Raw genomic sequence first — 13952 nt, forward strand, 5'->3', positions numbered from 1 at the left:
GAGGCAACGCGCGGACGGTGGATCAGTGCTCGCGCAGGTGGCGGGCGGCCAGTGCGTGGAGCGTGCCGTCGTCGGTGAGGGCGAAGACCCAGTCACCGCTGACGGACAGCGCCGAGGCCACGCTGGCGCCGAGGTTGTACTCGGTCAGCAGCTTGCCGGTGGCGCGGTCCAGGACGACCAGGCGGCCGTCGCGGGTGCCCGCGTACACCAGGTCCTTGGTGACCAGGGCGTGCATCGCGGGCGAACCGGGGCCCTCGGTGCAGCCCTGGGCGACCCGCCACTTGTCGTCCATCGGACTCCTGCCGGGCAGGTAGCCGACCTTGGTCTCCCAGAGCGGCTTGGACGGGTCGGCCGCGCTGGTGTCGTAGGCGCGGATGACGCCGTCGCGGCCCGCGATGTAGGCGGTGCTGCCCCAGATCGCGGGGCTGGTCAGCGGAGCCTTGCCGGGCTCGCAGAGCCACGGGTCGTTCGCCGCGGCCTGCCACAGGACGTTGCCGGTCTTGAGGTCGAGCCCGCGGGGACCGCCCGCCGTCGCCATCACCAGCTGCGGGTCCCCGTTGGCCGGAGCGGTGAGGGCCGGGGAGGAGTGGCTGTCGATGCCGCCGTCGGTGTCCTTCGCCCACAGCTGCTTGCAGGTCGCGAGGTCCATGGCGACCAGCGTGTTGCTGGAACCCGAGTGCAGGTAGGCGGTGTTGGAGCCGGGCTGGCGGACCGCCGTGCTGTGGAACTGGCCCCAGGCGAACGAGGCGCCGAAGCCGCCGGGCAGCATCCCGCCGGTCTCGGCGTCACGGCAGCGGATCACGTCCGCGTCCTGGTAGACGGCGACCGAGCGGTGGTCCGCGCCCGCAAGCGCGAAGACGCTGACCGGTCCGCCCGCGCGGCCGTAGCGGCGCACGGTGTCACCGTGCTGCTCCTCACGGTCGATCGACTGCCAGACGACGTGGCCGTCCTTGGCACCCAGCGCGTAGATCCGGCCGACGGCGGTGGTGATGTAGACCTTGCCGTCGTGGTAGGTCGGTGCCGACTCGGCGTCACCGTCCAGGTAGGTGCGCCAGATCTCGCGGCCGGACTTGATGTCGTAGGCCAGCATCATGTGGTTCGGCGAGTCGAACGCCCTGGAGGAGACGATCACCTTGCCGTCCGCCACGACCGAACCGTTGAGGTTGAACTGCTCGCCGGTGTTGGCCGCCCACTGCAGGTCGAGCTCGGCGCCCGGGTTGTCGCTGCTGGCGGAGCGACCCGCCTCGTCGCGGCCCTGTCGCAGCCAGTCCTGGCCGGTCTTCGGAGCGGCGATCTTGCCTTCGGGTACCACCGTGAAGGTGTTGGTGATGGTGGGCCACGCCTTGCCCCGGGTGTCGACCGCGGTCATCTCGGCCGTGTAGGTGTCCGGCCGCAGGCCGGGGAGGTGGTCGCTGACCCGGGTCCAGGAGGTCCGGGCCTCCGGGCAGGGCTCCGGGGTGCCGCCGGGGGCCGTGTAGCAGTTCTCGATACCGGTCTTGCGGACCTTGGTGCCGAACTTCATCCGCTTCTCGTGCCAGGCGATGCGGCCGCGCGAGTCGCGAAGGGTCAGCGAGGCCGTGGCCGGGGTGCGCCCGGCGTCCTCGGTGTACAGCTCGATCGGTATTCCGGCGCTGTTGCCGTGCACACTGCCCTGGGCGGGGCTGACCAGCGCGACCGCGTTGCGGACGTCGAACTGGCGGTGGGTGCCCATGACGTAGCCTGTGTCCTCGTTGCGCTTTGTTTTCGGGTCATCGGTGATGCCCTTGAAGCTGAGGATCTTGAAGTCCGGGTGGGAACCGTCGATGCCGTAGGTGCCCTGGTTGTTGATCTCGACTGAACGGTCGAAGGCCCCACGGCGGTACTCGGCCTGCTGGTTGTGGCCGGCGGCGAAGAGCCGCACATCGTACTTGGACAGCTCGTCGACGGTCGGCTGCATGCCGGCCCCCGGACCCCACTGGGTGAACAGCGACCGGTGTGCGAAGACCAGCACCTGCTTGCCGACCGCGTGGCGCTTGAGGTCCTCGCGCAGCCACTCCAGCTGGGGCTTCAGGCCGCTGGAGTCGTAGTTGTCCTCGAGGACGACGATGTGCCGGCCGTTGCGGTCGAAGCTGTACCACTCCGGGCCGAGGTTGCGGCGGTAGTACTCCAGGCTGCCGCCATAGCCCTTCGAGGTTGCGGTGCCGCCGATGTCGTGGTTGCCGACCAGGGGGTAGAAGGGCATGCCGAGCTTGCCGTCGACCAGGCCCTTGTGCAGGATGTCGTAGCCGACCTGGCGGCGCGGCTCATCGGCGTAGTCGGTCACGGTGTTGTCACCGGTCGTGATCGCCATGGTGGCGCCGTCGACCTGGGACATCGCCTCGACCTGACCGGTCCACTGCGGCAGCGTGCTGCGCGCGGCTCCGTCCGAGGTGTTGGACACCTCGATGTCGGAGTTCATCACCCACTTTTCGCTGGGGTTGGCAGCGTTCTTGTCCGGGACGAGGGCGAAGTCGATGGCGGAGCCGCCGCTCTCCGAGACCTTGTGGAAGAACTGCGGGATGTAGTCCTCGCGTAGTGCGGGGGTGTAGCCGTTCGGGGAGACGATGCTGATGAGATCGGTCTCCCGGCGGGTCGGGTCCATCTGCAGGCTGTACGAGCCGTCGGGGCCGGTCGTCGTCCATTCGGAGCCGTCCGTGACGTCGACCCCGGACATCGGAGCCTCGCCCGCGTCGCGCTTGCCGTTGCCGTTGGCGTCCTTGAAGACCGTGCCCGTGACGGTGACCGTGTTCGCGGTCGCCGCTGCCCCCTCGACGAGCGGCGCCGCCGCGGCCAGCTGGGGAGCCAGGAAGGACAACGTCATCGCACCGACGGCGGCCAGCTTGACCCGCCCGCGGCCGGCACGCACCCTGGCGACCAGCTGGGCGACCTGGAGCCGCCCGGTGCGGATCTGCCACACCGCGAGCAGCAGCGCGGCGGCCACCACGATGCCGAGTGCCACCGCTGCCCATGGGAAGGCGGGGAGCGCGTGGGTACCCGAGGCGTCGACGACGGGGGTCTGCGCATTGGCGTTGGCCGTGGTGCCGTCGAACTCGGCGACGACCTGGGTCAGCCCGCCCTCCTGCAGCATCGCGCTCAGGTCGAGCTTGTCGACGTGGCAGTTCCACGCAAGCTCGACCACGACGCCGCCAGGGACGCCGCCGGAATCTCCGGCGACGCCGGAGCCGGTGGCGGGGCAGCTCGACGTGCTCAGCAGGCGCGAGGCCCAGGCGCCCGCGTTCTGCGGTGACACCACGTCACGGTGGACGATCAGCCGCCCGCTGGTGACGTCGCTCTTGGTGGAAATGACGATTTCGCCGTGCTGCGGCGACACATGCGCCGCGGCGGGCTGCACACAGAAGCCCAGGATGGAAGCGAGCAGTACAAGGCCTAGACCTGCTGCTCTGCGAAGGAATCTCATGGGCAAGGAGGCTAGCTTGACTGAACAAGTTTCAGATCCCGGAGAGGGCGATCTTCATCGAACGGTCCCGGGGAATTCATGCGAGGACGCGTGAGGTCTCGACCTCACCCCGCAGTCCGGCCCGCAAACCGCCGCACGAGCAGACCGATGAACACCGTTCGGCCCTCCACTGCCAGATCGGTCGGAGGCCTGCGGTACCGCCCGTGCGCGGCATCCACTACGAGATGCCGGCGGACCTGGACGCCCTCCACCGGATGTACACCCGGCCGCAACTGCGGTACGCCGCCACCGTGCTGGCGAACATGAAGGCCCGCCGAGACCGACCGCCGTGCGCCACCTCTGCCCCATCTCGCCCTGAACTGGGCCGTGACCCTCTTCCACGAAGGCGGCCCGGAGGCGTACGCCTGGAGAGCGCTGAAAATGCGCGTCGAACGATGAACTCCGGGCGAGCAACCTGTAATCTCACCCCCTCCGTATTCCGACCGCTGCGTCCAGATGACACTGCGCGAGGACGCGGCACGGCCAGCAAGCCGCGCGAGGAAGGCGCCGGCCCGGGTGACCTCCCGCTTTGCGCGGTTGGCTTGCACCTTGTAGTTGACGGTTCGCCAGGTGGGTCCGGGGGCGACCCCAGCACCGCGGCCGACAGGCAGCGCTGCCCCACGTGCCACGAGCGCGACATCGTGCGCGAGGACGACTTCGTCTGCGTCTTCTGCGGAGGTCGTGCGCCATAGGCCAGGGCCGATGACAGCCTCGACCAAGTCGGCGAAGAGCGGGTCGAGGGTGCGGCAGCAGCGCGGGCGGGTCAGTCCCGGAATCGTGTGTACGAGCTGGACAGGTTCGGATGTACTGACCCTGCCGCCCTCTGCGCTCAGTCCGAAAAGCCGTCTTATGGAGACACGCAATCATCGTGCGCGGTATGCCGCTGCAACACCAACCAGACACCTGCCACGGATCTCCTGCGGTTAGCAGAGTTGTCCGGACAACTCTCCCTATCGCAAGGAGTGCAACATGCCACCTTCCCGCATCCGATCTGCAGTAGTGGCTGGATCCTGCGCCGTTGTTCTCGCGGCGGTGGGCGCACCGGTCTCGTCCGCCGCACCGACCAGCAGCACCCAGTCGGCCGTGAGCGCATCCACCCTCACCCTGGTCACCCAGCAGCCCCAGGTCGGTCAGAATCTCAACTTCAGCTACACCACCGACGCTCCCGGCGCCACGAACTGGATCGGCATATACCCCGCGAACCGCAAGCCCGGGGATGGGGCCTCGCTCACCTGGCTCTACGTCCCGAACGCCAGCGGCACCGTGACCCTGGACACCTCAGGCCTGCCCGCCGGCTCCTACTCCGCGTGGCTGCTGGCCAACGACGGGTACCAGGCACTCGCCGCGCCGGTGAACTTCGACATCGCCCCCCGTCCCCCGCGCCATGCCACCGTCCAGGGCACTGTCTTCGAGGACAAGAACGGCAACGGCATCCAGGACAAGGGCGAGCAGGAGCTGGCCGGTGTGTCCGTCTCGGACGGTGCAACCGTCGTCCGCACCGACAGCCACGGCCACTACGCGTTCTCCGCTGACCTCAACCAGTGGACCCGCACCATCGTCGACATCACCATGCCGCGGGGCTACTCGGCCACCCTCGGCAGCAACCGGGTTCCACGCTTCTTCCGCGACCTCGGCTCACCGGAGGCCGACACCACCATCACCCAGAACTTCGATCTGCGGCGCGACAAGGCCAGCGAGCGGCCCGACTTCACCTTCACCCAGATCACCGACACCCACGTGACCAGCCCCGACGGTCCGGAGGCGCCCGCAGACGGTGATGGCGTCACCCCGGGCAAGCTCGCCAAGCAGCTGGACGACATGGCCGCACTGCCGACCAAGCCGGCCTTCGTCCTGGCCACCGGAGACCTCAGCGGCGACGGCGCGCCCTCCCACTGGCAGGCATACCTCAAGGGGTCAGCCAACTCCAAGCTCCCGATCTGGCCGCTGACGGGCAACCACGACCACGGCGGTGGGGACAGCGGCCTCGCCAACTACCGTGCGCTGCTTGGGCCTTCCTGGTACTCCTTCGACTACGGCAACACCCACTTCATCCAGCTCGAGAACAACGGCGGCCTCGGCGATCCGGTGCAGATGGCCTGGTTGAAGCAGGACCTGGAGCTGAACGGCAAGAACGCCGACGGCACCAGCAAGCAGATCGTGGTCAACACCCACGAGCCGCTGGACACCCCCGATCCCGGCGGCTCCACCGGGCAGATCAACGCCCTGCTCGGACTTCTCAAGGGGTACGACGTCAAGGCCATCTTCAACGGCCACATGCACACCAACTTCACCGACCCCCACCTGATGGACGGCGCGGTGGAGTACAACACGGCCTCGGCGACCTACAACGACGACCATTCCCCCATCGGCTTCCGCGAGATCGCGATGCGCGACCGTAAGCTGACTGCCGAGTTCCGGATGTTCAACCAGGAGCACGCGATCGCGGCCACCTCGCCTGCGCCTGGCTCCCAGGTCGGCCAGGGCCGTACCGAGTTCCAGGTGGACGCCTACAACACCTCCAGCCATGTGGTGCGGGTCGAGGTGCGCATCGACGGCCACGAGGACCAGAAGCTGCGCCCCACCGGCAAGTTCTCGTGGTCGGCGCCGTGGGACACCCGCGAGCTGAAGCTCGGCGACCACACCGCGAAGGTCACCGCATTCGACGACGCGGGCCGCAGCTGGTCCACAACGAGCCGCTTCACCGTCGTGAAGAAGGCCGAACAGGTGCGCCCGGGCGCAGACGTGCCCGAGTTCCACGGCGACGCCCTCCACACCGGAGTGCAGCCCGGGAGCCTGGGCTCCGGCAGCCTCACCAACGCCTGGACCCACCGCAGCGGCGCCACCATCGGTATGTCCTCCCCGGTGGTCGCGAACGGAACCGCGTACATCGGCACCTGGGACACCGACGGGTCCAAGGGCAACGGCGTGGACGCCGTCGACGTCGCCACCGGCCGGACGAAGTGGCACTTCGCCACCGACAGCCTGGTCCAGTCCACGCCCGTGGTGCACGACGGGACCGTCTACGTCACCGAGATGCGTGGCACCCTGACCGCGCTGGACGCGGTGACCGGCGCGAAGAAGTGGAGCTACGCCCTCCCCGGATCCTCGGAGACCGGCCGCTACGACGGCTATGCCTACGGCGGCGCGACCGTCTCCGGCTCCACCGTCTACTACTTCGGCTACACCACCACGGGCAGCCACCTCGTCGCCCTGGACACTGCCACCGGTAAGCAGTTGTGGAACTCCCCGGTGGACAGCGGCTGGTGGAACAGCAGCACCCCCACCGTGGTCGACGGCAAGGTCTACATCCACGACAGCCGCGGTGGCCTGCGTACCTACGACGCCGCCACCGGTAAGCAGCTCGTCTCCGCCGGAGCCGTCGGCGGTGTCCACCACTCCACTCCCGTGGTGGCCGACGGACGGGTGTTCACCACCGGGATGAGCAACATCCTCCTGGCCCGGGACGCCGCCACCGGCAAGGAGCTGTGGCGCTACCAGAGCACCGGAGTCTCCAAGGACGACGCCGCCCAGCCCGGTGGCTCTGCGGCCGTCGACGGCCACACCGTCTACGCCAGCTTCACCAACGGCCGCATAACCGCTTTCGACGCCGCCACCGGCACCAAGCTCTGGGACTTCCAGAGCGGCAGGGCCTTCGTCGGCTCGCCGACCATCAGCGGTAACACGGTGTGGATCGGCGGCACCGACGGCCACCTGTACGGCCTGGACAAGACCACCGGTGCCAAGCTCCAGGACCTGGGCCTCGGAGCGCCCATCCTGTCGACCCCGACCGTCACCGGTAACACGCTGCTGATCGGCGCCTGGGACGGCAACCTCTACGCCTTCACCGCTCGCGGCTGACGCTCCCGCCGCACCGAACCCGAGCCGACTGCGGCCCCGGCACACCGCCGAGGCCGCAGTCGGCTGTTTGCTTCCGCAGCCGGCAGCCCATCTCGGCCGGGGGCAGCCCGACCGGCTCCCGGAAGAGTGCGGCGGCGGACGCTGCGCGAGCGGCCCGCAGTTCGCCGAGCCCGGACACAGCGGTCCGCACCAGCGTCGGCGCCACCCGCGGGCGACGGCCGAGGGGAGGTGAGGCGAAGCCGGGAGCAGGCCCGCAGGGGAGCGCAGATCCCTTCGTGACGCGACGCCGAGTCGATTCCCGGGCGGTCGGTGCGCAGCAATACGGATCGGGTCCTGGCCGCCGTCGGCGGCCAGGACCCTGGTCAGTCGTGGGGTGATGTGTCAGGCGGTCCGGGGTGGCGGTCCGTCGGCCCGGGCCGCCAGGTCCTGGAGCAGCGCCAGGTCGGCGTGGTCGAGGCCGGCGATGATGTGCCGCCCGGGCCCTGCCGGTACGGGGATCAGCGACGGCACCACCAGGATCGGGCAACCGGCCGCCGCCGCGGAGGCGGCCCCGACCGCGGTGTACGACTGCGACACAGGCGCGCGGCGGCACCCCCAGTGCCGCGGCGGCGGCGAGGTAGGGGTCGGGGGCGGGCTTGGTGCGCGGGGTGTCCTCGACGGCGACCGTGACGTCGAACCGGTGTCGCCCGATGGTCGTCAGCACGGTGTCCAACACGGCGCGCGGGGAGGCGGACACCAGCGCGGCGGGAATGCCCGCCTCGCGGAGCGCGTCCACCAGTTCCAAGGAGCCGGGTCGCGGCACCACCTGCGCCGCGACCCGGTCCGCGAACTCCCTCAGGAGCTCGCCGGCGAGGTGCGCCGCGGGTGCCCGCCCGCCGGTGCTGCGGTACAGGTGGCCCGCGGTGTGCTCCACGGATCGGCCGAGTACATCAGGTGTGTCGGCTTCCCCGAGGGCGTATCCGAGGCCGCAGGCCACCGACTCGACGGTGTCCCACCAGACCCACTCGGTGTCCACCAGGGTGCCGTCCATGTCGAAGAGGACGGCCTGCAGCCGGACTGACTCAGCGGTGTGTGGAGGCAAGGTCTGCTCTTCTGGTCAAAAGTGACGTAGCGTCAGCGAATACTCTGTCAGGTGCGGCGGGAGTCCACCAGCACCGGTCGGTCGGGGAGGGCCACGGAGACCGACGCACCCGCGCCGAGCGCGGCTGCGTCGGGTGTGGACAGGCCGGCCTTGATCTCGGTGCCGTCGGCGAGCCGTACGGTCAGCCGGGTCATCGCGCCCAGGAAGGTCGCGGCCACCACCCTCGCCCCGCCGTCGGCGTCGGACCGCACGGCAACGGCCTCGGGCCGCACCAGCACGTCCAGCTCGGCGCCCGCCGCCGCCCCGCCCGCCACCGAAAGCCGGCGGCCCAGCACCTCGACCTCGCCCTCGCCGGCCGCGCGGCCGGGCAGCCGGTTCATGGTGCCGACGAACTCGGCGACGAACGCGGTCGCCGGGTGCGCCCGATCGGCCATCGACAACGCCTCCTCCTGGTCATGGGTGACGAAGACAGTGGTGATGCCGAGGTCCTGCTGGAGCCGACGAATCTCCTCGCGCAGCGTCAGCCGTACCTTGGCGTCCAGTGCCGACAACGGCTCGTCCAGGAGCAGCACCCGCGGCCGCAGCGCCAGCGCACGGGCCAGCGCGACGCGCTGCTGCTGGCCGCCCGACAGTTGGTGCGGGTAGAGGCTGCCATGGTCAGGCAGGCCGACCAGCTCCAGCAGCTCCGCAGTGCGGGCCCGCCGCTCGGCCGCGCCCGCCTTGCGGATCCGCAGCCCGAAGGCGACGTTGTCGCGGGAATTGAGGTGCGGGAAGAGACTGTACGACTGGAAGACCATGCCTGCGTCGCGGCGGTGCGCCGGCACCCGGGTGACGTCACGGCCGTCCATCAACACCTGGCCGGATTCGGGCTGCTCAAAGCCCGCGAGCATTCGCAGCGCGGTGGTTTTGCCGCAGCCGGACGGGCCTAGCAGGGCGAGCAGTTCACCGGGCCGCACCGAGAGGGTCAGCCCGTCGAGAGCCAAGGTGGTGCCGAAGGACCGGCGCAGTTCGACGAATTCCAGCGCGGCGCCGGTCTCCGGGGCCTCTGTCGGGGTCCGGCCGGTCGAGCCGAGGTCGGCCGTATGCGGATCGATCACGGGGAGACGACCCCCTTCCGGGGAGTACGAGCGGTGCGGCGGCGCCCTCCGGCCGGCGCGAGCAGCAGCAGGAGCAGCCAGGTGAGCAGCAGGCTGAGCACCGACACGGCCACCGACAGCTGGGCGTCGGCGCCTGCGATCCCGGCGATCCACACCGCGAAGGGCTGGAAACCGAGCAGCTGCGCGACGGTGAACTCGCCGAGCACCAGGGCGAAAGTGAGGAAGGACGAGGCCAACAGTGGCGCCCGCAGGTTGGGCAGCACCACCCGCAGCACCGCCTGCGGCCATCCGGCGCCGCAGTTTCGGGCGGCCTCCACCAGGGTGCGTACGTCGACCGAGCTCAGCCCGGCATCCAGCACCCAGTGCACGAACGGCAGCGCCATCACCGTGTACGCGAGCACCAGCACCACGGGGAAGGCCGGGTTCTGGATGGCAACGAAGGTCGCGAAGAACGGGGTGCTCGCCAGGTGGTCGGGCGCCCACTTGAGGACGGTGCTGATCCCGGCCGTCAGCGCGACCGCGGGCACCACCAGCGGCAGTGAGCACACCACCTCGACCACCGGGCGCAGCCGGGGCACTCCCAGCCGTACCGCGAGCAGCGCGGGCACCACCAGGAGTAGCACCAGGGCAATGGTGGCGGCGGCCAGTTCGAGGGAGAGCAGCAGGCCGTCGCCGAAGCCGTCGGCGCCGACGATGCGGGTGTACGCGCCCAGGGTGAGGCCCGGGCCGGGGACGTCCACGGCGGTCGGTACACCGCCATCACCAGACCGGCCACCAGGACCATGTCCAGGCTGAGCGCGCGCGCCGTATTGGCCTGGCCGACCAGGACGTTGCCGGAAAGGGCGTCGGCGATCTGCAGGGTGACCAGCGGCACCGAGCTGCCGACCATGGCCGCGGCGCTCGCGTACGCGGCGAAGGCAGTGCCGAAGAGCAGCACCAGGCCGCCCAGCAGCGACGGTGCCGGCAAGGGCAGTGCGACGTACCGCCAGTACTGCCAGGCGGTGGCGCCGTTGTTCTGCGCTGCCTCCCGCCACTGGACGCGCAGGCCGTCGAGCGCGGGCACGACGGTGAGCACCATGAGCGGGATCAGGAAGTACAGGTACGTGATCACCAGGTCCCAGAAGCTGTACAGGCTCCAGCCGTGTTCGGTCAGGTGCAGGTGCTGTGTGATCACGCCGGCGTTGCCCAGGGTGGCGACGAAGGCGAAGGCGAGCGGCACCCCGCCGAAGTTGGCCAGCACGCCGGAGGCGGCGAGCACCGCCTCGCGCAGCACCCGGAACCGGGCTGTGACCACGGCCTGCGCGAGCAGCAGCCCGAGCACCGCGCCTGCACCTGCGGAGACGGCGGACAGTTCGACGCTGCCGCCTAGTAGGGCTTTGTTAGGTGCGGTGGTGTGGTTCGGGTGCCGGGGCGGGTTGGCCGCATATGGAGCAGGCGCCGGTCCAGGTGGCCAGGAGGGCTTGGAGTTCGCGGAGGACCGCGTAGAGGGTCAGGCCGGCGCAGGGGCTTTTGGGTCGAGTCTGAGCAGGGTGCAGAAGGCTTGGGCGAGGGAGGCGAGGGTGGTGTGGCGGTGCCAGCCGGGGAAGTTGCGGCCCTCGAAGTGGTCCAGGCCCAGGCCGTCCTTGAGTTCGCGGTAGTCGTGCTCGATGCGCCAGCGGATCTTGCAGATGCGGACCAGCTCGCGCAGTGGGGTGTCGGCGGGCAGGGTGGACAGCCAGTAGTCGGTGGGCTCGGCGGCGCCGGGCGGCCACTCGGCCAGCAGCCAGCACTCGGGCAGGGAACCGTCCACGGCGCGGCGGATCGTGCGGTTGGCCGGGCGGACGCGCAGTGCGAGGAATCGTGAGCGCATCTCGGCGCGGGGGTTGTTCCTGGTGGTCTTGCTGCCCTGGCGCCAGGTCACCGTCCGTAGCGTGGATCGTCCTTCGTCCAGGGCGAGTTGGCGCAAGGTGGTGTGGGGGTCGGGGTACGCCGGGCCGGGCGGGCGGCCCTGGCCGCTGTAGGGCGGGCGCCGGGGGACGGCGTCACCCGGGTAGGCGGTGGTGCTGCCCTTGACCGCGACCGCGTAGGCCAGCCCACGTTCGCTCAGGCCCTCGCGAAAGCCTGTCGCGTCCCCGTAGCCGGCGTCGGCGACCACCGGCAGGTCGGGCAGCTCCCAGTCCCCGCGAACCTCGTCCAGCATGTCCAGGGCCAGGCGCCACTTCTCCCGGTGCCGCTCGCTGTCGGGGATGCCGGCCTTCGTCCGGCGGCGGCGGATCGCCTCGGCCAGCAGCGCATCGTCCGCGTTCTTGGCGTCGTCCCAGCTCTCGGGCAGGAACAGACGCCAGTCGACCGCCGAGGAGGCACGGTCGGACACCAGGTTGACACTGACCCCGACCTGGCAGTTTCCGCGCTTGCCCAGCGCGCCGCAGTACATCCGCGCCACCCCCGGCGAGTCGTAGCCGTCCTTGGGGAAGCCCACGTCATCGATCGCGTACGCCTCGGGCGAGATGTGAGCCGCAGCCCAACGGGCCAGCCGCTCACGGACCTTGCCCCAGTTCCAGGTGGAAGAGGAGACGAACTGCTGGAGCTGCTGATGGTCCACACCCAGACGCTCGGCCATCGGCTGCATCGACTTGCGCTTACCGTCCAGCATCAGCCCGCGCAGGTACAACTCACCCTTGGCCCGCTGGTCCCGCCGCGCCAGTGAACCGAGCATCTCCGCCGCGAACGCCTCCAAGCGCGGGCGGACCGTCTCCATCTCCTCAGGTGTCACACCTGAAAGAAGATCACAACCCTACCCCTGGCCGAACATTCGGGGTACCTAACAAAGCCCTACTAGTACTGCAACCGTGTTTGGTGTGACGGCGGTTCAGTTCATGGGCTGTGGCCTCGTCGTTTGTAGTGGCTGATGCGTGCTCGGTGTTGTGCTCGTCGTCGCCAGTGGGACCAGTACAGGACGTGGGCGACGGGAGGAAGGAGACGTGCTGTGAGGTGCGCGGTCAGGCGGCGGATCTCGGGCAGGCTCAGCGGGACGAGGAGCTGTTCACCGGGTTTTGACCCCCTTTTTTGAGCTCCTCCGCGCGGACCGTTGTCAGATAGGCGTGGGCAGCCATGGCGAGGGTGATGTGCCGGTACCAGGCGTGGTATTTGCGGACCTGGTAATGGTCGAGGCCGCATTCGTTCTTCGCGGTCTGGAAGCATTCCTCGATCGTCCACCGGCGGCCGGCCACGGCCAGGAGGGTGTTCAGGGTGGTGCCTTCGGGTGCGAAGCATACGTAGTAGGCGATCTCGGTGGGATCGGTGATGCTGCGGCGGGCGAGGACCCAGTGCTCGACGCCCTCCTCGCGCCACGGACGGATCGGCGCCCGGGCCCAGTCGTAGACGCGCTCTCCGTGGGTGCCTCGTCCGCACGAGCGGCGCTTCCACGCCTGCCGGGGCAGGCCGGCGACCAGTTCGTCCACGGGATGGTCCATGTGTGAGGCGGTAACGACGGTGTCGGTGCGGCGGGTTGCCAGCACGTGGAACACCCCGCGCTGTTCAAGCCAGTAACGCAAGCCCTTGACCTGCCCGTACGCCTCATCAGCGGTCAGCCACGCGAACGGCACCCGCGCGGCGAGTGCTCGCTCGATCATGGCCTTGGCGTGCTCGATCTTCGTGGCGAAGGCGACCTCGTCGGGGACCGCGGCGGCGCGGCACCGTTCCCGGTCGTCGGTCCAGGACGCGGGCAGGTACAGCTCCCGGTCGATCAACGTGTGACCGGTATCGGTGGCATAGGCGAGGAATGTGCCGACCTGGCTGTTCTCGACCCGGCCCGCCGTGCCGGTGTATTGCCGCTGGACCCCGGCCGAGCGGACACCCTTCTTCAGGAACCCCGTGTCGTCCACCACGAGCACCGCCTGCCGGTCGCCGAGGTGTTCAATCACGAACTCCCGTACGTCGTCACGGACTTCGTCAGCGTCCCAGTCACACGTATTGAGCAGTCGCTGCAAACGGTCCGGCCGGTCATGCCCAGCGCGCTCGGCGACCGTCCACGCGTTCTTCCGCTCCAGCGACGACACCAGCCCACGCATATAGGCCAACGCGGACTCCCGGGGCTCCGAGCGCTGAAACCGGTGCACGAACCGCTCATGCACCTCCTCCAGCCCCGCCGCCCACCGCCACACGTCACCAACCTCGAGATCCCCACCCATGACAGGAACAACGACCACTACGACACACCGTCACACCAAACACGGTTGCAGTACTAGCGCGGTCAGGTACGCGCCGTGCAGCGAGGCGCTGAGGTTGGCGGTGGTGTAGCGCGAGGCGCCCGTCGTCGGGTCCTGCGCGGTGAACGCGCCGTTCAGCATGGCCAGCGCCGGGACGCCGAAGCACAGCGCGGTGAAGGCAAACAGTGGTACGGCCGCGAGCGCGGCCGCCGAGCGACGGCGCGGTTGCGGGGCCGGGCGGGACAGCCGGGATT

6 protein-coding genes and 4 pseudogenes are annotated in these 13952 nt (G+C 69.8%); 1 reads left to right on the forward strand and 9 read right to left on the reverse strand.

The window, feature by feature from the left end; all coding sequences use genetic code 11:
• Nucleotides 1–22: 22 nt before the first annotated feature.
• Nucleotides 23–3436: a PQQ-binding-like beta-propeller repeat protein gene (locus tag OG306_RS38235; protein ID WP_266751187.1), complete on the reverse strand. Its 3414-nt coding sequence runs from the start codon at nucleotides 3434–3436 to the stop codon at nucleotides 23–25.
• Nucleotides 3437–4558: 1122 nt separating this feature from the next.
• Between OG306_RS38235 and OG306_RS38240 the strand changes: the two genes are divergently transcribed.
• Nucleotides 4559–7333 carry a PQQ-binding-like beta-propeller repeat protein gene (locus OG306_RS38240; protein WP_371666151.1) on the forward strand — a complete coding sequence of 925 codons (2775 nt, stop codon included), beginning with the start codon at nucleotides 4559–4561 and terminating at the stop codon, nucleotides 7331–7333.
• A 381-nt stretch (nucleotides 7334–7714) separates the two neighbouring features.
• Here the strand turns inward: OG306_RS38240 and OG306_RS38245 are convergent, their stop codons facing one another.
• The 8 genes and pseudogenes from OG306_RS38245 to OG306_RS38280 form a co-directional block, all read right to left on the reverse strand.
• Nucleotides 7715–7909, reverse strand: coding sequence for a hypothetical protein (locus OG306_RS38245; RefSeq protein WP_323187893.1), 195 nt, complete (start codon nucleotides 7907–7909; stop codon nucleotides 7715–7717).
• A 49-nt stretch (nucleotides 7910–7958) separates the two neighbouring features.
• Nucleotides 7959–8363, reverse strand: a pseudogene (locus tag OG306_RS38250) (HAD family hydrolase); the annotation flags it as partial.
• A 98-nt stretch (nucleotides 8364–8461) separates the two neighbouring features.
• A complete protein-coding gene (locus OG306_RS38255) occupies nucleotides 8462–9508 on the reverse strand; it encodes an ABC transporter ATP-binding protein (RefSeq protein WP_371666303.1) in 1047 nt (348 codons plus the stop codon).
• Nucleotides 9508–10251, reverse strand: a pseudogene (locus tag OG306_RS38260) (ABC transporter permease); the annotation flags it as partial. The gene OG306_RS38255 and the pseudogene OG306_RS38260, both read right to left, overlap by 1 nt.
• Nucleotides 10233–10874, reverse strand: a pseudogene (locus OG306_RS38265) (ABC transporter permease); the annotation flags it as partial. The pseudogenes OG306_RS38260 and OG306_RS38265, both read right to left, overlap by 19 nt.
• A 126-nt stretch (nucleotides 10875–11000) precedes the next feature.
• Entirely contained in the window at nucleotides 11001–12263 is a 1263-nt protein-coding gene (locus OG306_RS38270) for an IS701 family transposase (protein ID WP_371665068.1), read from the reverse strand.
• A 250-nt stretch (nucleotides 12264–12513) separates the two neighbouring features.
• Nucleotides 12514–13680 (reverse strand): IS701 family transposase, encoded by a 1167-nt coding sequence (locus OG306_RS38275; protein ID WP_123461599.1) that lies wholly within the window; start codon nucleotides 13678–13680, stop codon nucleotides 12514–12516.
• 51 nt (nucleotides 13681–13731) lie between these two features.
• Nucleotides 13732–13944: pseudogene (locus tag OG306_RS38280) on the reverse strand (ABC transporter permease); the annotation flags it as partial.
• Nucleotides 13945–13952 lie beyond the last annotated feature (8 nt).

This window comes from Streptomyces sp. NBC_01241, assembly GCF_041435435.1.
Taxonomy (GTDB): domain Bacteria; phylum Actinomycetota; class Actinomycetes; order Streptomycetales; family Streptomycetaceae; genus Streptomyces.

Bases quoted from the DNA above. Each gene is read 5' to 3' on its own strand.
- OG306_RS38235 (WP_266751187.1), bottom strand. From the start codon at position 3,436: ATGAGATTCCTTCGCAGAGCAGCAGGTCTAGGCCTTGTACTGCTCGCT.
- OG306_RS38275 (WP_123461599.1), bottom strand. From the start codon at position 13,680: ATGGGTGGGGATCTCGAGGTTGGTGACGTGTGGCGGTGGGCGGCGGGG.